The organism is Bacilliculturomica massiliensis (assembly GCF_900605495.1).
Taxonomy (GTDB): domain Bacteria; phylum Bacillota; class Clostridia; order Peptostreptococcales; family Anaerovoracaceae; genus Bacilliculturomica; species Bacilliculturomica massiliensis.
In genome coordinates this window covers 12,378-35,410 of record NZ_LR027591.1, presented here as the reverse complement: position 1 = coordinate 35,410, position 23,033 = coordinate 12,378, and the positions used below count along the sequence as shown (strand labels likewise).

Annotated in this window: 14 protein-coding genes; all 14 read left to right on the top strand. The window is 57.5% G+C overall.

Annotated features, from left to right (window positions below; translation table 11 throughout):
- The first annotated feature begins 33 nt into the window (after positions 1-33).
- On the top strand, positions 34-10,050 hold the full coding sequence (locus E0E37_RS00570; protein ID WP_130861036.1) for a M26 family metallopeptidase: 10,017 nt from the start codon (positions 34-36) through the stop codon (positions 10,048-10,050).
- A gap of 64 nt (positions 10,051-10,114) precedes the next feature.
- Positions 10,115-10,930, top strand: coding sequence for a hypothetical protein (locus tag E0E37_RS00565; RefSeq protein WP_130861035.1), 816 nt, complete (start codon positions 10,115-10,117; stop codon positions 10,928-10,930).
- Between the two features lie 36 nt (positions 10,931-10,966).
- Positions 10,967-11,773, top strand: coding sequence for a hypothetical protein (locus tag E0E37_RS00560; RefSeq protein ID WP_130861034.1), 807 nt, complete (start codon positions 10,967-10,969; stop codon positions 11,771-11,773).
- An 11-nt stretch (positions 11,774-11,784) separates the two neighbouring features.
- On the top strand, positions 11,785-12,459 hold the full coding sequence (locus E0E37_RS00555) for a hypothetical protein (RefSeq protein ID WP_130861033.1): 675 nt from the start codon (positions 11,785-11,787) through the stop codon (positions 12,457-12,459).
- Between the two features lie 213 nt (positions 12,460-12,672).
- A complete protein-coding gene (tig, locus tag E0E37_RS00550) occupies positions 12,673-13,962 on the top strand; it encodes a trigger factor (RefSeq protein WP_130861032.1) in 1,290 nt (429 codons plus the stop codon).
- Positions 13,963-14,054: 92 nt separating this feature from the next.
- Complete coding sequence (clpP, locus tag E0E37_RS00545) at positions 14,055-14,636, top strand: ATP-dependent Clp endopeptidase proteolytic subunit ClpP (protein WP_130861031.1); 582 nt, start codon at positions 14,055-14,057, stop codon at positions 14,634-14,636.
- A gap of 18 nt (positions 14,637-14,654) precedes the next feature.
- Positions 14,655-15,932, top strand: coding sequence for an ATP-dependent protease ATP-binding subunit ClpX (clpX, locus tag E0E37_RS00540; RefSeq protein WP_130861030.1), 1,278 nt, complete (start codon positions 14,655-14,657; stop codon positions 15,930-15,932).
- A 236-nt stretch (positions 15,933-16,168) separates the two neighbouring features.
- On the top strand, positions 16,169-18,463 hold the full coding sequence (gene lon, locus E0E37_RS00535) for an endopeptidase La (RefSeq protein ID WP_334295417.1): 2,295 nt from the start codon (positions 16,169-16,171) through the stop codon (positions 18,461-18,463).
- Positions 18,464-18,481: 18 nt separating this feature from the next.
- Entirely contained in the window at positions 18,482-19,090 is a 609-nt protein-coding gene (yihA, locus tag E0E37_RS00530) for a ribosome biogenesis GTP-binding protein YihA/YsxC (protein WP_130861029.1), read from the top strand.
- Positions 19,091-19,138: 48 nt separating this feature from the next.
- Positions 19,139-19,513 carry a YkvA family protein gene (locus tag E0E37_RS00525; protein WP_130861028.1) on the top strand — a complete coding sequence of 125 codons (375 nt, stop codon included), beginning with the start codon at positions 19,139-19,141 and terminating at the stop codon, positions 19,511-19,513.
- A 5-nt stretch (positions 19,514-19,518) separates the two neighbouring features.
- Entirely contained in the window at positions 19,519-20,055 is a 537-nt protein-coding gene (gene hpt, locus E0E37_RS00520) for a hypoxanthine phosphoribosyltransferase (RefSeq protein ID WP_130861027.1), read from the top strand.
- 177 nt (positions 20,056-20,232) lie between these two features.
- Entirely contained in the window at positions 20,233-20,805 is a 573-nt protein-coding gene (gene pduL, locus E0E37_RS00515; RefSeq protein WP_130861026.1) for a phosphate propanoyltransferase, read from the top strand.
- Positions 20,806-21,108: 303 nt separating this feature from the next.
- The gene (deoC, locus tag E0E37_RS00510; RefSeq protein WP_130861025.1) at positions 21,109-21,801 is read left to right on the top strand and encodes a deoxyribose-phosphate aldolase; all 693 of its coding nucleotides are present in this window, start codon (positions 21,109-21,111) and stop codon (positions 21,799-21,801) included.
- Positions 21,802-21,856: 55 nt separating this feature from the next.
- Positions 21,857-22,789, top strand: coding sequence for an AEC family transporter (locus tag E0E37_RS00505; RefSeq protein WP_130861024.1), 933 nt, complete (start codon positions 21,857-21,859; stop codon positions 22,787-22,789).
- Positions 22,790-23,033 lie beyond the last annotated feature (244 nt).

The window sequence follows — 23,033 nt, the reverse complement described above, 5'->3', positions numbered from 1 at the left end:
AGCACAAAAAAAATAGAAATGGAGAAGGGCGGGGTGGGGGAAAAGGGATGTGTGCGGGGGGGGTCCGCGTCGGGAGGCGACAGCAGCGGCAGCGCGGGCGGTCCGTCCGGAAGCGGCGTTCCCGACGGATCGGAAACGTCCGGGAACACGTCTGGGACCGGAGACGGCGGATCCCAGGAGGGAGACAGCTCCGCGGGCGGCTCTGACACCGGCGGAGAAAACCCGGGAGGAAACGACGGGGGCAATAGCGGCGGCGAAACGGCCGGCGGAAATTCCGGCGACGGCGGAGGCAGTGCTTCCGGAAGCGGAAGCGGCGGAGACGATGTATCCGGCGGCGGGTCGGGAAGCCAGGGGGGCGCCCCCTCAGACACGCCGGACGGAAGCGGTGAAAATGCCGGTGGAAATACCGAAGGGAACGGCGGGGGAAGTACGTCCGGCGGGGATCCCGCTCCGGATGGGGGCTCCGATGGGGAGCAGGACGCCGGTCAGGTATCCACGCCTCCGGCGGTGACGCCGGAGGGCGTTTCTTCCGATGGGGCCCTTGACCTGGATATGGAGACGGCCACGGAAGAGGCAATGGCGATGCCCATGGCTCTGACGGTGTCCTACGTTACGCCGGAGATCATCATCAGCGGATTTGAAGGTAAATATTTTCGGCTGGGAGCGGATGTGGATCTGTCTTCATTTAACGGCACATATATATCGGCCGCTGACGGCGGATGGGAATCCATGTGGATCCCCATCGGCTCCGCCTATGCGTTTAACGGAGTCTTTGACGGCGGCGGAAAAACGATCAGCAGCTTTACCTATACAAACGATTTTACCTATACGAATAAAGATGGAGCGCAAGTCAAAGTGACCAAGACCACGGAGCGTTACGGATTTTTTGGTACGCTGGGAGCGGCGGCCCGGGTAGACGGTCTCGTGTTCTCCGACACTGCTTTTTCCGTGACGGACGGCCGAATGAACACCAGGGACAGCGCTCTGGGCGTTGTGGCTGGTTTCAACGGCGGATTGATCGCAAATACACGCATTTATGCGCCGGACAGCGGCGGAAATGCGGGCATTGAGCTGCAGAAAAACGGCGGCGGAAGCGATGTTTTTCCCGCCAGATTCGGCGGAGCCGCGGGTTACAGTACGGGTACGGTGGCAAACTGTGTCTTTATCGGAAGCATCCATTCCGGCGGAGAGACAAAGGACAACAGCGGCGACAGGGAGCGCGGCGTCGGCGGCATGATCGGCGTGTACGAATCGCTGACGGCGAAAAGATCAGGCACGGCCGCGATTAATTGCATCGTCAACGGGGATATCACCTTCGGCAGCAGCCGGACAGAAACGGATCCCGGCAGGTTTGACACCAGCGTGGGCTTTTTTATGAAGATAGGCGGTATTCTCGGGAACTTTAAATCGAAAGACAATCCCGGAAGCCGGGACGAGCCTACACTGCAGGGCTGTATCTATGGCGGATCCATCCGCGGAGCCGACTCGCAGGGCCGGAATGCTGTGGGCGGCATCGCGGGAGACATAAAAAAAGGTTACATCTATCAGTGTATCTCGGATGCGGATATCCTGTGGGGCGGAAGCGGAGAGAGCGCTACGGACGGGGGCGCCGGCGGGATCGTGGGGCTGGGCACGTCAGGTTCGGGCACCGTAGAAGGCAGCTTTGCCATGGGAAGCCTTTCCATAGTCCACGCAGGCGGCGGGGTGGCCGGCCGCGGCGTCAAGGTGATCGATTCCTATTGCTCCGGGTCCGTCAGCGCCGTCAACGAGACGCCGTCTGTATTGGCAGGCGGTCTGGCGGGCGTGACCGCTTCCGGAACAGGATCCATTTCCAATTCCTATTTTTCCGGCGGGATCACGGTTCCCCAGCCGGGAAGCATTTTAGGACTGGCCAACGGAAACCTGAGTGAAAACGACCGGGTCTTTTACGACTGCGATGTGACGGCCAACGGCCCTGCAGTCTACGATAATGGCAGAACGCTGGCGGTGACGGCAACGAGTACGGCGGTCCTCTGTTCCGAGAGCTTCAGCGGGCTGAAGAATGTGTCTGCTGTGCCGGACACCAGTTCCGGGGCCGTGTGGCTGACCGCCTCCGATCATTATCCGAGATTGATGTGGGCGGAAAGCCTGCAGGCCGGCGACGCGGTGATGCTGAACAACGTCACGGAGAGCGGGATCACGGTCTCTTCTGAGTACGCGGATCTGGTGAAAAGCCTGTCCGATCTTTCCACTGCTTCGGATCCCATGAATACTCTTCCAGCTCCGGCCACTGGCTCTGCGGTGATGAACGCCGCCGTGGAGACGGAGATCGCGGGCGTGTACAATACGTATCCCGGCAATATCGTCGGAAAGAAGATCCAGCGTTCCGGGGTGTTCACGGCAGGGGAAATGAAATTTGGACTCTCCGCATCCCGGATCGAGCTGACGCCTCCAAAGGCGGACAATATCATCCTGGACGAGGACGAGTTTTATAAGTTTCTGGATTACTGGCAGGCAGGGGGCGCGCCCTGCGGCAGTGAATTTATGATCAGCGCTTCAGCGATCAGCCTGAACACGCCCATTCTGCCGCTGCCGGATTACAATCAGGGGGCGTTCTGCGGATCGCTGAACGGCGAGGGCGCTGCGCTGGCGGACGTTCAATTTGCGCAGAGCAGCCGCAGTCTGCTGGGAAACGCCACCGGAGCCGAAGTGAAGGATCTTTCCTTTGAGGCGGCCGCGGCGGGGATCTCGGGCGCCGCTCTGGATGTGGATGACGCCAGCTTCGGCCTTCTGTTTGGCAATATAGGAAACACGAAGGTGACCGGAGTTACAGTGAGCGGTCTGGAGCTTTATCTCAAAAACGTGAAAAGCGGATTCTATTGCGGGGGACTTGCCGGCAGAGACCTTATGAACAGCACCTTCGACCGCGTATCCCTCGGCGATATAAATGTACGGATCGGCGACTATCGGGCCGGCGGTTCGGGAAACAACAACAACATGAACAGCTTCGGCGGCCTGATCGGCAAAATAAGCGGATCGGTCAGAAACTGTTCTGTGGAAAATCTGAACGCTGTTTTGGACCTGAATTCCTGCGAGGCCAATAACGACGGATACGGCGGTCTGGCGGGCAATAATTCCGGTGAGATCGTGGATTCGCATGTAAGAAACAGCTATCTGAAGGTAAACGAAGCCCCAAATTCAAGATATCCTTCCAATGTAGGAGGAGTCGCGGGCTTTATCAATAACAGCAAGACCATTTCCGGCTGTTCCTTTACAGGAGAGCTCGCTGGAATGTGCGTGGGCGGAATTGCCGCCTATAACAACTACGACGGCAGGGTGTACGACAGCTTTTTTGCGGGTCGGATCAGCAGCACTGCCGTAGAGAACAGGTCGGCGAAGGATGATAAGCTGGGAGGGATCGTCGGTTTTCAGACGGGATCGCTGAAGGTATTGCGCAGTTTCGCCTTCGGCAGAATAGACGGAGATGATTATGCAGGCGGTCTGGTGGGATTTGCGGATAAGCAGACGGCCACCATCGAGGACTGTTATGTCAACGCGGTGATCACGGCGGACAAGGGCGCAGGAGGTCTGATGGGCAATAAGACCGGCGCCAGTTCGGACAGCGTCAAAAACGTGTACTTTGCCGGTCAGGTCCACGGCGCAGGCGGACGGGGCGGCATCGTGGGCTACGCTTCCGCCGGCTTTGGGATAAAGACCCTTGCCAACGTGTATTATGATAAACAGATCGCGGGGCGGGTGACCAATATCGGCACCGACAAGGACAGCGGGAACAACGGTATGCTGGCGGATCGGATTCGTGCAGACGTTCTGAACCCCTCCCTGTTTACAGATCGTGATGCGGCGGGCAGCTATCCGGAACTGGCGGCTTTCGCCGGCAGCGCGGATGAAGAGACGAGACAGATATCGGAGATGTCCGCCCGGAGGATCTTTTTCCTGGACGCGGACGCATCCAGCGAATATCTTCAGGGGATCAAGTTCAGCAGCATCACGGTAAATGAAGTAAAACCGACGGCCGTCAGCGGAGCCGCCGCGGCGGCAGAGTCCGTGAGCGCAGGTGCGGTGAAAGAGGAAACCGCTGGAACCGGAGCCGTGAAGGAAGAAGGCGTGAGCGAGGGCGCGGTGACGGGGGAAGCCCTGGGAGCAGCCGGGGCGGCGGAGACCGCCGATGGCGCCCAACCCATGGCTGCGGCCGGATTCGGCCCCGCAGGTTTTGTGGTGACTGTGACGCCGGAGGCTCTTTATTACGTAAACGCCGGAGGCGCGAAGACGGCCATGATGGTTCGGGCGGAGGGCTCCGATCAATACGTGATACTGCCCGAAAACACCCTGACCGAGGAAGGTACTTTGACCGCCCAATATCGCTCGAACGCCGGTTTTGAACTGGACGTAGATTATACGGCGGGACTGAAGGCTTTCGACTACGGTACCGGGACGGAAAGCGATCCTTTCATCATCTACAATGAAGATGTGTTTCTGGACTTTGTCCGTTTTGTGTCAAAGGGCAGGGACAACCAGAGCGTACATTATATTATAGCGGAGGTGACGCCGGAGGAAACGGCAGGCGGCCCCATCACGCTGCATATGGACGATTACTCTTTCGCTCCGGCCATGGGCCTGAGCGGTACTTTGCATGGCAATAACAGCACCATCGAAAATGTATCCCTTCAGACTGTCGTCACCACGGACGCCGGGGTGACCTATACCTATCAGGGTATTTTTGGCCGGGTGAATGCCACGGCCACGGTGGAGGATCTCACTGTCCGGGGCGTCAGGACCAGCCAATTTTCCGCGTCGGGCAAAGTCTATTCCGGCGGTCTGGCGGCTTATGCGGGAGGGGGGACCTTCCGCAATATCGCCCTGGATTCGGAGGGGATCATGCATATCCCATCGGGAGACACCGTGTACGCCGGCGGTCTGATCGGCTGTATCGACGGCAGAAACACACTGGCGGCCAGACTCTCGGATATCACGGTGGCGGCCGACCTTCAGGGAAGGAGCGGCAATCAGAACGCGGGCCTTCTGGCGGGCGGAATTCTGGTGGCCGACGTGACGGTGGAGAGGGCGGAGGTCTGCGGCAGCGTTTCCAGCGTCCGCACGGCCGGCGGTCTGATCGGGATAATCGATCATTCCGGCGAAAAGAATCCGAAGATAACGTCGCTGGCGCAGGTGGCCGTGGGCGCCGACGTTTCCTACAGCGGAAACGACGGGATCCTGGGGGGCGTTATCGGCTATAATTCCCCCGCCCTGAGCAACAGCGACACCCAGGGCGCGGGATCGCCGGGCTTCGGTCTGACGATGAACGAGGTGTATCAGAGCGGATTGGTGTCCGGCGGACGGGAAAGCGCACTTGGCGGACTCATCGGAAAGAGCGGTCTCGTAATCGAGACCGGGCAGCCGGCTTTTGACAGCTCCGACGCGCTGGGAAATACCATCACCGACGACGAGCTGACAGGCGTGCCCACTGTGCAGGAGCAGGCGGACGACCTGCTGTCGGCCGGCATCGTCAACTGTATGTACCGCTATGACCTCAATCCGTACAGGTCGATGAATCTGGATATCTACGGTCACTTTACCTATTATCCTCAGAATCCGCGAAACGCTTACCGGCCTTATGAGGGCAGCGTAAAGCCTGCTATGAACGGGAAAAACCAGACCTGGAATATGGCTTCGGGGACCAGACCGGCGGAGATGCCGGCGGATTCCTGGCAGAGCAGCTCCTGGACCATGGAAAAGGGAGTATTCCCCATACTGACTCACGCCGTTTCCGTCTCACCTGAGGCTGTAAAACTGGCGGAAAAGGTCAAGTTCCATTCGATCGCGCTGTTTATGACCCGCGCCGGAAAAGCGGGAGAAAATAAATACCAGAATGTTTTCATCACCTTTGAGGATGAAACGTCCCCGGCGGCGGTCGTCTGTCCGGAGATGCGCTTTACCAGCAGCGGGGCCATGGGGGTGGCCACGGGAGCCAACACGCCTGCTGCGGTGACTCTCAGGTGGAGAGGTTTTGAAAAGACCAGGGAGTTCACGGCCAGTACCGAGGCCTCCGGCATTGCGGATTTCAGCTGGTACGTGATCAATCCCAAAGGCATGTGGTCCTGCGAGCCGGTGCGGACCGCGGCGGCGGAGACAGGAGAAGACGGGACCGTATCTGTCAAGACTACGGTGACAGAGAAGCTGGGCTGGACGCTTTACACGGCGGACCAGCTGCAGGGGCTGGCGCTTCTGACGGAAGTGACCGGCGACCCCGGAGCCAGGCCGGCGCTGCAGCAGGCGGCGGCCGCAGTGCTGGAGGAAGGGGACAAAACAGGACTTATCTCGCTGCTGGCGGAGAAGATCGCAGGGGGCGTGGAGGACGGAAACGGCGTGTCCCTGACGGACAGCTCGTTTTACGTGCCGGCGGACAGAGAGTCCGTCTCCGGCGATACGACCACAAGGACGCTTTACCGCATCATGCTGGGCAGGGATATCAACGATATGAACGCGTATAAGCCCTTCCGTCCCATCGGAACGGCAGCGCAGCCCTTCGTCTACGGATTCGACGGCATGGGGCACGTGCTGGGAGGCCTGCACATCACAGCCACAGACAGCGCAGTAGGTCTCTTTGGCGAAACTTCGGGGGCGACGCTGGAGAATACGGGCATCCTCTCCGGAGAGTGGGACCTGAGCGCGGGAAGCGGTCCGGCGGGAACGTTGGCGGGGCGCATTCAAAACGGAACTGCGGTCCGCAGCTGCTTCGCGACGTCGGGCCTGATGGGCGGCGGCAGCGCTTCCAAAGCCGGGGGACTGATCGGCGAGTCCGCCGGCGGACCTGAATTGAATACGGTGGAAAACAATTTCTTCACCGGAGCGGTGCAGCTGACGGGTGACGCCGCGGCGGCCGGCGGGATCGCTTCGGCTGCCTCCAATACCATCTTCCGCCAGAACTTTGTGGCGGGCTATGTGGAGGCGGTCAGCGAGGGCGCCATCGTGGGCCGGTCCACAGGGGGCAATCAGTCTGTGGGCAATGTATTTGACAAGAACGCCGCCGGCAATGTCTACGCTGCCGGAGAGGGCGTTTCGGCAGCCGCGAAGAGTACTTCGCAGATGGTCGGTTACGGGGGATTTGACGACAGCTGGGTCGCGGCGGCTGGATATTACCCGGTTCCTGCCGTGTTTTCCGATGAGATTCTTTCGGGAAGCGCGCTGGTCCCTGGGGTAAAAGAATCTGTGCGGAATGCGGCGATCCCGGCGGAATTTCTGCCGTTTGCCTCCTCGGCCAGCGAGGGGCGCATCCTCTATGCGGGTGACGATCTGACGATCACACAGCAGTCCATCACGTGGGACGTTCCCAGGGGGACGGCGGTGACGACGAAGGATGCGCTGGGCTATCCGAAATATCTGATGGATCAGAGCGGCATGATCTGGCTGAAACTGGGACTTTCCGGAACCCAGCGCGACATGCTGTTCAATCTCAGATGCTGGTACGATGATCCGGTGATCATCGACGGCAAAAAGACATATACCATCTCTGCGGCCAGCGAGCTGGCAGAGTTTTCGGCCATCGTAAACGGCACCGTCAATGTGAGCAATCCCAACGGAAATCACAAACACGGCGACGGGGACGCGGCTTTCTCCGACAGCTTTGAAAACTGCGTGGTGCTTCTGGGGGATGATGTCCACATGGATCAGCTCTCAGGCTGGACGTCCGCGGGCACCCCGGAACATCCCTTCCGCGGCACCTTCGACGGTCAGGAACACGTGATCTTTGATCTGAATCAGCAGACCAGCGGTCAGGCGGGATTATTTGGGACCGCCTCCGGCGCGGTCATCCGCAATGTGGGAATGCAGGGCGGCTCCGTGCAGGGCGAAGGACTGACCGGCGGGCTGGCGGCCAGGATCACGGCGGGAACCGTGGTGGAAAACTGCTTTACGTCCCTGAAGATCACGGGGGAGAGCGGCTATGCAGGAGGGCTGGCAGGCTCTGCGGAAGCGGGAACTGCGGTAAAACGCTGTTTTTCCATGAGCGTGGTCGACGGACCTCAGGCGGCGGGGATCGCCGGGAAAAACGAAGGAACCATCAGGGATTCCTATTTCACGGGAATCGTCAGCGGCTCCAACGCAGCGGCGGGGATCGCCGCTGAGAACGGAGGATCGGGCGCTGTAGCCGGCTGTTTTGCGGCTGGAGCATTTCTGAGCGGCGGTTCGGGACAAAGCTATGGGATCACCCCCGGGAATGTGACGGGCTGCTGGTTCGATAAACAGATGACAGGCAGAGTTACGGCTGTGGAGGGCGCGTCGGGCGTAAACACGGCTGAGAAAGCGCCCGCAGGGTATTATCAGGACAGCGCGGCGGAATCGGGAACGTCGGATCTGTTCCGCGCGGCCAGGGGGCTCTCGGTACTGGCGCTGGACTTTGAGAATGGAACCTATTCGAAATTCACCCAGGCCACGGCCAATCGGAAGCTGAGTCAGGGCGCGGGAGCGCTGGAAGTGGCGATGAAGCTCACTGGAGAAGTCTTCCGCTGCGTGCCGGTGGAGAACGATTATCTGGTCAGCGTGGACGACGCGTCGGAGGGCGGGAGCGACCAGCTCACAGCCTCCGTGACTGTGGGCGGCGAGCTGACATCGCCCGTGGTCACTAAGCCGTATTACCTATATACGAAACCGATGATCTCGATCCGCTATCATTTCATTTTCTCGCAGGAGCTTCAGGACATTCTAAAAGGCTCCGGAGCGGGGAATCCGGGAACCGGCGAGACGGCGGACGTGGTGATCAACACCGCGGAGGAGCTTCGCCGGCTGACGGAGCGGATCAACAGCGGACAGGAGATCACGGAGAATAAGATCTACCGGCTGGGCGCTGATATTGCCGCCGTGGGTCCTCTGGAGCCCATCGGTACGGAAGAGAGACCCTTTAACGGAACATTTGACGGAGGCGGCCGCTCCATCGACGGCGTGACGGTGGACGCCGGTGGATACGCCGGATTTTTCGGAACGGTGGGGACCTATGGCAAGGTGAAGAATCTGGATCTCACCAACCTTTCGGTCGCCGCGGAGGCTCCCGGAAGCGGGAATTTATACGCCGGACTGATTGCGGCCAGAAACGAAGGCGCGCTGGTCAATGTGACGGTGACCGGACAGCTGCGCGTGAACAATTCCGGCTTTGCAGGAGTCACTTATCTGGGCGGTCTGACCGGCGAAAACCGGGGCCGGGTGGAAGGCTCGTCCTTTGTGTCCAACACGGAGTTTGGAATTTACCATTCTTCGAGAGTGGAGGATCTGGCGGGGGGCTTTGCCGGACTGAACGCAGGCAGCTTCACGGGATGCTTTATCTCATCGAATATGACGAACACCAACATCAAGGCCATGGCGGGGAACAACGCCGCCGGGTCGTTCCGCAGCTGCTATTACAACTGCGGAACAAACAGCGAGAGCGCGGGGACGCTGCAGATGGACTACGTATACGACGATGTGCCCGTGGCCACGGGAGCGGGACTGAAGTTCTTTGTCCCCTACAGCGCTATGAACGAAGATGCATTTGCGGAGATATTGTCCAGCAGCCTGTACGGAGGCACCTGGGTGCAGAAGGGCGGAGCCTACCCGCAGCCGGCCTGCGCAGACATAATGAACATGGATCTGGGCCGGCTTGAGCTGATGCTCTCCGTCCGCAACCTGGTAGACAGAGACGCGGATCCGGAGCTGGCAAACTCCTTTATGAACGGGATCGCTACGTACTGGAATTTCGGATTCCCGTATTTCTCAAACGTTTCCTTCAACAAGGAGCTTCAGATGGAAATGCCGCTGCTGGACCGCTCCATAAGCTACTCGGCTGAGGCACGGATCTACGGCAGCAACGCCACCTGGACGGATGTAAAAGCCATGAACGCGGGCGGCGCAACGGAGAACGCGGCGGAACCGGCTCTGCAGCGTGAAAACGGAGTCTATAAGCTGGGTGTGCTGGGACTGAACGGCGTGACAAAGCCCAGGACCATCATGCTGAATATCACGCTGAGCCCCAGCACAGCGGCGGAATGGCCGTGGGGCGTGTACCGGACCGATACGGATCAGTAGCCCAAAGATCTCAGCCGGGCGGAAAACGGGTTGAGACAGCGAGACGGGAAAGGAGGAGAGGGCCATGCATGGGAGAAAAAAAGAAAACGGCGGCTCGGCGTCGAGTATGCCGTTTCCGCGGATCGCGCTTCTGGCGCTTCTGGCGCTGGTGGCGGCAGGCTGCATGTTCGGCGCCGGCTCTACCTATTCCTGGTTCGTCTATTCCGGACTGGAAGAAATACCGCTGACGGCGGGTGACGTCAGTTATTTTCCAAAGGACAATACAGACGGATCCTACGGCAGTTTTATCTCCAACACAGTGGAGAGCGAGGATGATTCTTATATCTATCCGGGCAGAGAACTGATCGAGGTAAAGGACGGAGCGCTGAACGTGCTGCGTCTGGAGAACAGATCCACAGTAACTACCAACGTCAGGATCAGGATCACGGCGCAGGTGGTGACGAAATACGGCCTGCCGGAGGCGGCGACCCACTCTGCGGTCTGCTGGCCCTCACAGGATGTATATCAGCTGGGAATAACCGAGGAAAGGGCGGGCCGGACGCTCATGGTCCCGCTTCTGAACCTGGCATTTGAAACTGGAAAAGGATACGAATGGAATTTAGTGGACGCGCCTTTGATGGAACGCTCCTGCGAGTGGGAGCTGGTGCCCGCGGGACAGACGGTGTCCACCGCGGCGGTGGCGGTCCCTGCCGGCGCCGGAGACCGTTATAATACTCTGGTTTCCGTCAAGGTAGTCCCTGAACTGCCCACCGCAGAGGAGGAGCAGATCTTTACGGAGCTGTACAGCGGTTCCCGGCTGTTGATCACCGTGGAATATCTGGCCAAACAGCGCGAGGCCATGGACTGGCAGGTATTTTATCAGAACAGGTTTTCGTTGTAGTCCGGAACAACCGGCGGAAGAGGATGATTGAGCCTTATGAAAAAACAGATGGCAGCGACCAAAATCTGCATATGTCTCCTGACCGCCGCGGTGATCTTCTCAGCGGCGCTGGGAACAGAAAAGACAGGCGCGTGGTTTACTGATTCAGGTACGTGGCTGGAAGCGGAATACGGAGTGGGCGTGATCGACTATATCGTCTACATGAACGGCGAGAATATAGAAAAGATAAAAAATGGCCAGCAGGTCTCCGTATCTGTTCCCATCGCCGGCGCGGCGAAGCTCAACGACGGAGAGAAGCCGGTGGCGGCGGTGCGTTCGCAGGCGTCGGGAACGGTGACCGGAGCACACGATGAGTTTGACGAGGGCGTGACGCTGGTGCGGGCGCGGATCGTCAACACAGGAGGACTGCCTGTGGGCATCCGGGCCACGGTGACAGCGCCGCAGCCGGCGGACAGCGGCATGCTCTCCATGGTGATCCCGGCGGACGCCTGGGCAGAACCGGAGAACTTCTGCGTGCGCGGGGCGGACGGCGCCGGGACGAATTACAGACAGTATATACGGGGAAAGCTGACCGGCGCATATGGAGATTTTGCCGCTCTCAGCGCTGCGCTGGATGAATATCACAGCAAGATCACCAACGGCGTGACGAACAATACAGTGGTCTATCCGGGCAAGCTTCCGCCGTGGAGAGAAGGCGAAACGGCGAAGGCTTTTGAGATCGACGTGCTCTGCTGGGCGGAGTACGATCAGATGCCCTGGAATGGGGACAGCGCCAGGGACAATGGGAAAGCGTTGGAACAGCGGGAAGGCAGGCTGATCTTTACCATTAACTGCACGCTGTAACGGAGAAAAAGATGGACGAGAAGAAAAAAATCAATTGGTTCTGCAGAAGAAGCTGGATGATCCTGATGATCGCGGCTGCAGCGGCGGCCGTGGGACTGCTGGGATCCGGTACCCTCGGGTGGCTGAATCCTCAGGAGGAGGCGGTCTCCGATGTGGCGGTCAGCGACTTTCACATAGCGGGACAGGCGTATTTCGGCCAGACTGCTGCAGACGACCTGAGCGGCATAAAAATCAGCACCGCGTCGTCCAACAGATATCTGGGGGATCTGAAATATGTGGTGAACTACGAGGGCATATCTCCGGCGCTGGTGCGGGTACGTATTCTCGAACAGTGGGTGGACCGGAAGACGGACAGCATTCTGGACGCGCCGTTTACCTCTTACCGGATCCAGGGAGACGGCTGGTACGACAACAGAGCAAATGATTATTGTTATTATTATAAAACGCCGGTGGGGCCCTCTCTGGTCACGTCGGCTGCTGTGACGGTCTCCGGCTCTGCCGCCGTGGGAGTGAAGGCGCAGAAGCAACAGCTCGTCCTGTTTGACGGAGTGGACATGGATTCCGTGCAGGGCAGCGACGCCAATACGGAGTTCACGCTGATCATTCAGGTGGAAGCCGTGCAGCCAAATCGCTACCGCCAGTTCTGGAATATGGAGCATCTCCCGTGGGAAATTCCGGAGCCGTGAGAAATCGCCGTGCTTCTAACGCCATAAACCGTAGAATTGCAGTATTTTCAGCTTTTTTGCTTTACTTTCCAATAAATAAAAGGTATAATAATGTGCGCAGTTTCCAAGCTGGGCACATTTGACTGTCAGGGCCCTGGGCGTCAGACGCCGGAGCCGTTGAAAATTGAATTCGTGAGTTAATCGGAAAAATAATGAAATATAATGGAGGAGAAAATGAAAGCAACATTACTTGGCAAGGAAAAAAATGATGCGAAATTCACAATGACCTTTTCCGGGGAGGACTTTGATAAGGCTTTGAACGAAGCGTACCAGAAAGAAAAGGGAAAGTACGTAGTGGACGGGTTCCGCAAGGGAAAGGCTCCCAGGAAGCTCATCGAGGCCAGATTCGGAGAGGACGTCTTTTTCGAGGAAGCGCTGAACAGCATGTTCTCCTCCGGATATCCCCAGTCTCTGGCCGATCTGGAGCTGAATCCGGTGGACCGTCCCAACGTTGAATTCGGGGAAGCGAAGCTGGAGAAAGGCAAGGATTTTGAGATAACCGTCACCGTCACCTGCATGCCCGAGTTCGAAGTGAAGGATTACAAGGGCGTCAAGGTGGAGAAGGTGGAGCATCCCGTCTCCGACGAGGATGTGACGAAGGAGCTGGAAGCTCTGCAGAAGAGAAACGCCAGACTGGTGGTCGTAGAGAGAGAGGCGAAGGATGGAGACACGGTCCTCATCGATTACGCCGGTTTCGTGGGCGACGATCAGTTTGAGGGCGGTACCGCCGAGAGACAGCCTCTGGTGCTGGGATCCAAGAGCTTCATCCCCGGTTTCGAGGAGCAGCTGGTGGGCGCCAAGGCCGGAGACGACGTGGAAGTGAAGGTCACCTTCCCTGAAGAGTACCACGCGGAGGATCTGGCGGGCAAGGAAGCCGTATTTAAATGCAAGGTCCACGAGGTCAAGGAAGAAGAGCTGCCGGCTCTGGATGATGATTTCGCCAAGGACGCCAGCGAGTTCGACACGCTGGAGGAACTGAAGAAGGACACCAGAGAGAAGCTGGAGAAGTCCGCCGCCGAGGCTGTGGAGTTTGAGACCAAGAACGCCGTCCTCGAAAAGGTGTTCGAGGCCAACCAGATCGACGTGCCGAATATCATGATCGAGGATCAGCTGGACGAGATGCTCAACGAGTTCAGCCAGCAGCTGTCCTATCAGGGCTTGAATCTGGATATGTACTGCCAGTACCTGCAGAAGAGCAGAGAAGATCTGCGGGGCGAGCTGAAAGCGGATGCGGAAAAGAAGGTCAAGACCCGGCTGATCGTGGAGGCTGTGGCGGAGGCCGAAAAGCTGGAGGCCAGCCAGGAGGACATGGAGAAGGAAATGACTGCCATGGCCGAAATGTACAAGATGGAAGTGGAAAAACTGCGTGAAATGATGAACGTGGATAACTTCTCTTACCTGCAGCAGGATATTAAAATGAGAAAAGCCATCGATTTCATGTTTGAAAACGCGGTAATTGAGTAATAAATATAGAAGGATGAACTGAGCCGCCGGAGTTGAATGTATCGCTCCGGCGGAATTTACTAAGAATAATCACAAAGGAAGGTATTGAGGAAATGAGTTTAGTTCCAATGGTAGTAGAGCAAACCAGCCGCGGCGAGAGGTCTTACGATATCTATTCCAGATTGCTGAAAGACCGTATCGTGATGTTGGGCGAGGAAGTCAACGAGACGACCGCCAGCCTGATCGTGGCTCAGCTTCTGTTCCTGGAATCTGAAGATCCCGATAAGGATATCAGCTTTTATATCAACAGCCCCGGCGGTTCCGTGACGGCCGGTCTGGCGATCTATGATACCATGCAGTACATCAAGCCGGATGTGTCCACCATCTGTATCGGGATGGCGGCCAGCATGGGCGCGTTTCTGCTGGCGGCGGGCGCTAAGGGGAAGCGCTTCGCACTGCCCAACGCGGAGATCATGATCCACCAGCCTCTCGGCGGAGCGCAGGGTCAGGCGGAGGACGTCCGCATTCACGCGGAGCACATTATCCGCACGAGAGAAAAGCTGAACCGTATTCTGAGCGAGCGGACAGGTCAGGACCTGGAGACCATCGCCAGAGATACGGACCGCGACAATTTCATGTACGCGGAGGAGGCTGCCAGATACGGCCTCATCGACAAGGTGATCTCCACCAGATAATAGGGGGAAAGAGTATATATGACAAAATATGATGAATCAAAACAGTTGAAATGCTCCTTCTGCGGAAAGTCTCAGGACCAGGTCCGCAGACTGGTGGCAGGGCCCAATGTGTACATCTGCGACGAGTGCATTGAGCTCTGTCAGGACATTATCAAGGAAGAACTGGCCTTCATGAAGGAGGACGCGGTTCTCACAGACAGCAAGTCGCTGCCGAAGCCCAAGGAGATCTCCGCCACTCTGTCCGATTACGTGATCGATCAGGAAGACGCGAAGAAGAGCCTGGCTGTGGCGGTGTATAATCATTACAAGCGGATCAACAATCTGGATATGCAGCGCGGAGACGATGAGGTCGAGATCCAGAAGAGCAACATCGTCATGATCGGGCCTACGGGTTCGGGCAAGACGCTGCTGGCCCAGACGCTGGCAAAGATATTGAACGTTCCCTTCGCCATCGCCGACGCCACTGCGCTGACGGAAGCAGGCTATGTGGGCGAAGATGTGGAAAACATACTTCTGAAACTGATCCAGGCCGCGGATTACGACGTGGAAAAGGCGCAGAAGGGTATCATATACGTCGACGAGATCGACAAGATAGCACGGAAATCTGAGAATCCTTCCATTACGAGGGACGTCAGCGGCGAAGGCGTGCAGCAGGCGCTGCTGAAGATCCTGGAAGGCACGGTGGCCAGCGTCCCCCCTCAGGGCGGAAGGAAGCACCCCCATCAGGAGTTCATCCAGTTCGACACCACCAATGTGCTGTTCATCTGCGGAGGCGCCTTCGACGGGCTGGATAAGATCATCCAGAGGAGGATCGGCGAAAAGACCATCGGCTTCAATTCCGATATTTCCGTACAGAAAATGGATCCGTCGGAGACATTGAAAAAGATCCAGGCGGAGGATCTGATGAAATACGGGCTCATCCCTGAATTCATCGGCCGTCTTCCCGTCATGGTCACGCTGGAGGAGCTGAACACAGACGCTCTGGTACGCATCCTCACCGAACCCAAGAACGCCATCACCAAGCAGTACAGGAGACTGTTCGAGCTGGACGGCGTGGAGCTTGAGATCGAGGAGGACGCGCTCAGAAGAGTGGCGGAAAAAGCCATCGAGAGAAAGACCGGGGCCCGGGGACTGCGCTCCATACTGGAGCAGGTCATGACCGACGTCATGTACGACATTCCGTCTCGGGACGACATTAAGAAGTGCATCATCACAAAAGGGACGATCGACAATAACGCTGGACCTGCGCTGGTGCTTTTGGATAAAACCAAAGAAGAAGAAGAATCCGCATCCTGAGCTCAGCTGGGAGGCAGTTTATTCCAAATGAAACAGACGGCGGGGAGCCGCCTGTTTTGTTGCATTGGGCAGCCCGTGAAGACAGCGGGCGCAGAGTGTAAGAAAACAAAAAAAGAGAAGAGAAAGGAGGAGTAACGATGGCTGAATTAGAAAACGAGAAGAAAGAAGAACTGGGAGATCAGGAAAATAAGATAGAAGCTCCGACCCTTGTGGACCAGGAAAGGGACACACAGGTCATGCCGCTGATCCCTCTGCGCGGTCTGTCCGTTTTTCCAAGCATGGTACTCCACTTTGACATAGGCAGAGAAAAATCCATCGCGGCGCTGGAGAAGGCCATGATGATCAATCAGACCGTTTTTCTGGTGGCGCAGAAAGACCCGGACACGGATCTTCCCACCATCGAAGACTTTTATCACGTGGGGACCGTGGCCAAGATCAAGCAGATGCTCCGTCTGCCGGGAGACAATATCCGCGTGCTGGTGGAGGGGATCTGCCGCGGTGAGATGGTGGATCTTCTGAAGGAGATCCCTTATTTCCAGGCGGAAGTAAGGGCTGTGTGGGAGCAGGAATACGACGATATGTCGCCGAGGCTGGAAGCGTTGATGCGTTCTGTACTTTCATCCTTTGAGGAATATCTGAACTACAGTCCCAAAATGTCCATGGATGTTTACGCCTCTGTGAGCGGAGAAGATCAGCCGGGCCGGCTGGCCGACGTGATCACTTCGCACATGGATCTGAAAATAGATGAAAAACAGGCGGTCCTGGACGCTTTTGACGCGGAACAGAGACTGGAACTGCTCAGCGGTTATCTGATGAAGGAGATCGAGATCCTTCACATCGAAAACGACATCAACACAAAAGTGAAGAGTCAGATGAACAAAAGCCAGCGGGAGTATTACCTGAGAGAGCAGATGCGGGCCATTCAGGAGGAATTGGGACAGGACGAGGATATCGAGGATGAGATCCAGGAGTGGCTGAAGCAGCTGAAGAAGCTGAAACTGCCCAAGGACACCCACGAGAAGGTGGAAAAGGAGATCAAGCGTCTCCAGAAGATCCAGAGTTCTTCCGCCGAGGGCGGCGTCATCCGCACTTATGTGGAGTGGATCCTGTCGCTTCCCTGGAATAAAGTGTCCAAGGACGATCTGGATCTGAAGAAGGCCAGAAAGATCCTGGATGAAGATCACTATGGCCTGGAGAAGGTAAAAGAGAGGATCCTTGAATACCTGGCTGTGCTGAAGCTGGTGGGCAATATCAAGGGACCGATCCTGTGCCTGGTGGGTCCGCCGGGAGTGGGAAAGACTTCCATCGCCCGTTCCATCGCCAGGGCTACTAACCGGAAATTTGTGCACATGTCTCTGGGCGGAGTCCGGGACGAGGCGGAGATCCGGGGCCACAGGAGGACTTATATCGGGGCCATCCCCGGGCGGGTCGTCTCCGCCGTCAAAGAGGCGGGGACCAGCAATCCGGTGTTCCTGTTCGACGAGGTAGATAAGATCGGCAACGATTTTCGGGGAGATCCGGCTTCCGCTCTGCTGGAGGTCCTGGACCCGGAACAGAATAAAGAATTCATGGATCACTATCTGGAAGTGCCTTACGATCTGTCCAGAGTGATGTTCATCACCACGGCCAACACCATTGATACCATACCCCGGCCTCTGCTGGACCGCATGGAGGTCATCAGCGTTTCCGGCTATACGGAGGAGGAGAAGGTCAAGATCGCCCAGCGGTATCTCATACCCAAAAAGCGCAGGGAACACGGTCTGGACGAAAAAAACCTCACGATCACGGAGCCTGCGCTGCGGGATCTCATCAACTACTATACGAGAGAATCCGGCGTCCGAAATCTGGAGCGCGAGGTGGCGAACATCTGCCGCAAGGTGGCGCGCCAGGTGGTGGAGGGCCGCAGGCGCAGCAGCCGCATTACGCCTGCCAACCTGGAAAAGTTCATGGGAAAGAAACGCTATCACTACGATAAGATCGAGGGCGTCAACGAGATAGGCGTCACCACCGGTCTGGCCTGGACCGTGGTGGGCGGAGACACTCTCTTTATCGAGACTACGGTGGTGCCCGGCAGCGGAAAACTGGTGCTGACGGGACAGCTGGGCGACGTGATGCAGGAATCCGCCAAAGCGGGGATCAGCTATATCCGCGCTCACGCCAAAGCGCTGGGCGTCAGCGAGGACTTCCACAAGGAATGCGATCTGCATATCCACATACCGGAGGGGGCCACGCCCAAGGACGGACCTTCCGCCGGCGTGACCATGTGCACGTCCGTTATCTCCGCGCTGACGGGACGGGCGGTGCGCAAGGAGGTCGCTATGACCGGCGAGATCACGCTGCGGGGCAATGTGCTGCCCGTGGGAGGGATCAAGGAAAAGGTGCTGGCGGCGCACAGAGCAGGGATCAAAAAGATACTGCTTCCCAGGGAGAACGAGGCGGACATTGAGGAAATACCCGCCAACGTCAGAAAACAGCTGACCTTCGTTCTCATCGACAAGGTGGAGGACGCGCTTGCGGAAGCGCTGGTCTAACGGGAGACAAAAACAAACATGAAGATAAAAAAAGCCGAATTGAAAGCGGTGGCGGTAAAACCGGCCCAGTATCCCGAGGATACCATGCCGGAGGTAGCCTTCGCGGGCCGTTCCAACGTGGGAAAGTCGTCTCTCATCAACCTGCTGCTGAACCGGAAGAAACTGGCCAGAGTCAGCGGAAATCCGGGAAAGACCAGGACCATAAATTTTTACGAGATCAACGATGTTTTCCGCATCGTCGACCTGCCGGGATATGGCTATGCCAAGGTATCGAAGTCCGTCACAGAAAGCTGGGGACAGATGATCGAGACCTATCTGGCAGGCCGTCAGAACCTGCGCAAGGTGATCCAGCTGGTGGATATCCGCCACGCGCCCACGGCGCAGGATATTCAGATGTACGAATGGCTGCGGCACTATGAGCTGGACGGCGTGGTGGCGGCCACAAAGGCGGACAAGATCTCCAGGAATGAAATGCAGAAAAATATATCGGTCATCCGAAAGACGCTGGCGCTTTCGGATGACGATCTTGTCATCCCTGTGTCCGCGCTGAAGCGCACGGGCACGGAGCAGCTGCTGGAGGTTTTGGAACTGTTGGTAGACGGCGCGCCCGGAAACGAAGCGGAGTAATACGGGCGGTTCAGCCTTGAGTGAAGGATCGGGAGCGGAGGTAGCGAGATGCAGTTTATCAGCCTGGCCGTCCTTGGCAAGCGGATCAAAGCCATCAAATATATGATGAAGGACAAGAACGTCTCCTTTTGGAAGAAGGCGCTGGTTGTGCTGGGGCTGATCTATCTGATTCTCCCTGTGGATCTCATCCCCCCGATCATCCCCGTATTCGGTTTTCTTGACGATCTGATCCTCTGGCTGTTTATTCTCTATTATCTGAGAGACGAGCTGGATAAGTACTGGACGGGAGAGGACGCGGGGAAGCGGGACCGGGACCTGAAGAAAAAATACCGTGGAAAAAATATTGTGGACGGTGTAGAATATGAGGTGCGGGAAGAAGAGGATGATTCCCGGGAGCCTGGGGATGATGAAAAGAAGGAGTAGCATAAATGGCAGATAAGGAATATGCATTCGGGGAAGTTCTCATCAGCGAGGAACAGCTTGCGGAACGCATCGCGGAGCTGGGAAAAGAGATCACCGCTGATTTTGCGGGGGAGGAAGTGCTGATGGTCGGCATACTGAAGGGGTCGGTGCCCTTTCTGGCGGATCTGATCCGCAAAGTCGACCTGGATGTGAAAATAGATTTTATGTCGGTGTCCAGCTATGGGGCTTCCACGAAAAGCTCAGGCGTAGTGCGGATCCTGAAGGATCTGGATACGGGCGTGGAGGGCAGAAATGTGATCATCGTGGAGGATATCGTGGATTCCGGTCTCACGCTGCAGTATCTGAAAGAGTATCTGAGCGGCAGAAAACCCAAGTCGCTGAAGATCTGCACGCTGCTTGACAAGCCCGAGGGGCGGAAGGTGGAGATCCAGCCGGATTACAAATGTTTTACGGTAGGCAATCAATTCATTGTGGGCTTCGGTCTGGATTACGACCAGAAATACCGCAATCTTCCCTACATATCCTGTCTGGTGGAAAAATAAGGACGGGGGTTCTCATCAACAAGTGAGGCAGGCGGTCCTGGGAGTCAGGCTCCGGGGACCGATCTTATGCTGATATAGTTCAAATAACACAGGCCCGGCGCCGTGAAACGCAGCCGCGCGGAAGGTGAGAGTTTTGCAGGCTTTTCCGGGGTCGGGGCAAAAAGGAGAGAAAAGAAAATGGGTTACAAAGTACCGGTAGGATTATCCAACAAGCATCTGCACCTGTCTGCTGCGGATCTGGAAACGCTGTTCGGAAAGGGTTACGAGCTTCATCCCACCAAGCCGCTGAAGCAGCCGGGGCAGTTTGCATGTGAGGAAAAAGTAGATATCGTGGGACCGAAGTCCACGCTGAAAGGGATCCGCGTGCTGGGGCCCGTCCGCAAAGAGACTCAGATCGAGCTGGCGATGACCGACGCCCGTTCTCTGGGCGTGAAGGCGCCTGTGAGAGAATCCGGAAAGCTGGAAGGTACCCCGGGCGTGAAGCTGGTAGGCCCGGCTGGCGAGATCGAGATCGATCACGGCGCCATCGTAGCGCTGCGGCATATCCATCTGTCCGCCGATCAGGCGAAGGAAGCCGGCGTGACGGATCACCAGATGGTCAGCGTGAGAGTTCCCGGAGAGAGAGGATTGATCTTTGAGAACGTCCTGATCCGTGCGGGAGAAGGTCACGAGAAAGAAATGCATCTGGACACCGACGAGGGCAATGCCGCCGGTCTGGCCAACGATGTGGAAGTGGAGATCCTGGCGTAAGCCACACGTACATAGGACAAAGGGATGAGGCTGCCTGCGGGCGGCCTTCTTTCCTTTTCAAAGGCCGGCCCGTCTGCATCAGGCTCCGCCTGCGGCGCAGCAGATGACGGGCGGCGAAGGGTACTGCAGGCAGCTGACTGGAACGCCAGAGGGCGGGCGCGGACGGCGCGCCGCAGATGCGGACGCCCGGGCCGCCGAAGGACGGCCGATGATAAAGAGAAACCGCAGGAGGCGGCGGCCGGGAGACGGTGAGACGCCTGCGAAGGTAGAAAGGCGCTGCAGAATGGCGCGGGGGAGGAAGAAATGAAGAAACCGCTGAATCTGTATTTTGATCACACGCTGCTGAAGCCGGAGGCCCGCCAGGAGGATGTGAAAAGACTCTGCGCGGAGGCCGTAAAGTATGGATTTTACTCAGTGTGCGTCAACTCCTGCTACGTGGAAACGGCGGCGCGGGAGCTGGCGGACTGCGGCGTAAAAGTGGCCGCGGTGGTGGGCTTTCCTCTGGGGGCGTGCACTGCGGAGACAAAAGCCTTTGAGACGGCGCAGGCCTGTGAGAAGGGCGCCGGCGAGATCGATATGGTGCTGGCCGTAGGCGCGCTGAAGGACGGCAGGGACGATTATGTGAGAGAGGATATCCGCGCGGTGGTAAAAGCCGCCGCGGAGGCGGGGGGCGGCGTCTGTGTGAAGGTGATCCTTGAGACCTGCCTGCTCACCGATGAAGAGATCCTGCGCGCCTGCCGGCTGGCGGAGGAAGGGGGCGCCGGCTTTGTGAAGACCTCCACCGGCTTTTCCTCGGGAGGGGCGGAAGCCCGCCTGGTCGCTCTCATGAAGGAGGCGGTGGGCGGCAGACTGCAGGTAAAGGCCTCCGGCGGTATTCGGGACCTGAAGACCGCCCTGGAGATGATCGAAGCGGGGGCGGACCGTATCGGAGCCAGCGCTTCCCCGGCGATCATGGAGGAATACGAACGAGGCCGGCCGCACACTGGGCGGCGATAGGTGCGGCAATAATGGAAGCAGACGTCAAGTTTAATTTTGGGAGTAGTTTAAGCGTATGGAATTTCAGGAAATAGCGGTTGAGATCGCAGTGCTTTTTCTCATCATGCTGATCGGCGCCTACGGAGGGAAATCGGGTTATATCAGCCAGGAGGCCTCGGAGACGATCAACAAGGTGGTGGTGAATATTACCAATCCATGTCTGATCATTTTCGGCATGCAGCGGGAGTTTTCTACGGAGCTGCTGCATAACGCGTTGATGCTGATCGCGGCAGGGTTTGCGGGAACGTTTCTCTTTGTGGCGGTCTCAGAGGTCTGGGGCCGGTTTTCAAAACAGGAGGACCGGGGACGGCTGGGCACGGAACAGTTCCTTTTTACCTTTGGAAACCAGGGGTTTTTGGGTATACCTATCATGCAGGTGCTGTTCGGCAGCCTGGGGATCTTTTATGTGGTCATGTTCGGACTGGCGCAGAATCTGCTGATGTTTTCCTACGGCTACAAAATATTCGGCAAAGAGACGGGCTGGGGCGTGTTCCGCCAGTGTCTGAACAACGGGCTTTTTGCCACGGTTCTTTCCTTCATCCTGTTTCTGTGCGGTGTACAGCTGCCCCATCTGCTCTATGAGCCCATCAATCTGGTAGGGAATCTGACCGTGCCGCTGATCCTTCTCAGCGTGGGCAGTTCCATCAGCCGAATTCCCTTCAGAGAGCTTTTTCGCAGCCCTACGGCGTGGTGGATCACTCTGGTGAAACTGGCGGTCTGTCCTCTGGTATTTACAGGAATTTTTCTTCTGATACCTGCTCCAAGGGATGTGGCCGTGGTCGCGGTGACGCTGTTCAGCATGCCGGCCGCTCTGCTTTCCTGCCCCATGTCGGAGACCAACGGAGGGGACCTGATGCTGGCAAACAAGACGGTGATCCTCTCAAACCTCCTGGTCATGTTCAGCATGCCCTGCGTGATCTGGCTGCTGAATGCGGCGGGACTGTACTGAGAGTGGCAGGCGCCGATGAAAATATGGATATGAAAAGACTCCGCCGGTGGATGCGCAATATGCCCGGCGGAGTCTTTTTATAATTACGGCACGAATTGCCGAGAGAGATGATCAGAATCCTTTGCAATAAACTCACTTTACGATGTTTTGTGCGATGTCGTTTTCCTTTTCATTGTTCCTGTCTGGCGCTGCTTCCTTTTAACGCCGCCGCTTCGATCCTGCTGCGGACCGAAGGCCGCCGGGG

Coding starts and splice junctions, on each gene's coding strand:
- E0E37_RS00555 (WP_130861033.1), top strand. CDS start 11,785: ATGGACGAGAAGAAAAAAATCAATTGGTTCTGCAGAAGAAGCTGGATG.
- lon (WP_334295417.1), top strand. CDS start 16,169: ATGCCGCTGATCCCTCTGCGCGGTCTGTCCGTTTTTCCAAGCATGGTA.
- deoC (WP_130861025.1), top strand. CDS start 21,109: ATGAAGAAACCGCTGAATCTGTATTTTGATCACACGCTGCTGAAGCCG.
- E0E37_RS00525 (WP_130861028.1), top strand. CDS start 19,139: ATGCAGTTTATCAGCCTGGCCGTCCTTGGCAAGCGGATCAAAGCCATC.
- clpP (WP_130861031.1), top strand. CDS start 14,055: ATGAGTTTAGTTCCAATGGTAGTAGAGCAAACCAGCCGCGGCGAGAGG.
- E0E37_RS00565 (WP_130861035.1), top strand. CDS start 10,115: ATGCATGGGAGAAAAAAAGAAAACGGCGGCTCGGCGTCGAGTATGCCG.
- yihA (WP_130861029.1), top strand. CDS start 18,482: ATGAAGATAAAAAAAGCCGAATTGAAAGCGGTGGCGGTAAAACCGGCC.
- E0E37_RS00505 (WP_130861024.1), top strand. CDS start 21,857: ATGGAATTTCAGGAAATAGCGGTTGAGATCGCAGTGCTTTTTCTCATC.
- hpt (WP_130861027.1), top strand. CDS start 19,519: ATGGCAGATAAGGAATATGCATTCGGGGAAGTTCTCATCAGCGAGGAA.
- pduL (WP_130861026.1), top strand. CDS start 20,233: ATGGGTTACAAAGTACCGGTAGGATTATCCAACAAGCATCTGCACCTG.
- tig (WP_130861032.1), top strand. CDS start 12,673: ATGAAAGCAACATTACTTGGCAAGGAAAAAAATGATGCGAAATTCACA.
- clpX (WP_130861030.1), top strand. CDS start 14,655: ATGACAAAATATGATGAATCAAAACAGTTGAAATGCTCCTTCTGCGGA.
- E0E37_RS00560 (WP_130861034.1), top strand. CDS start 10,967: ATGAAAAAACAGATGGCAGCGACCAAAATCTGCATATGTCTCCTGACC.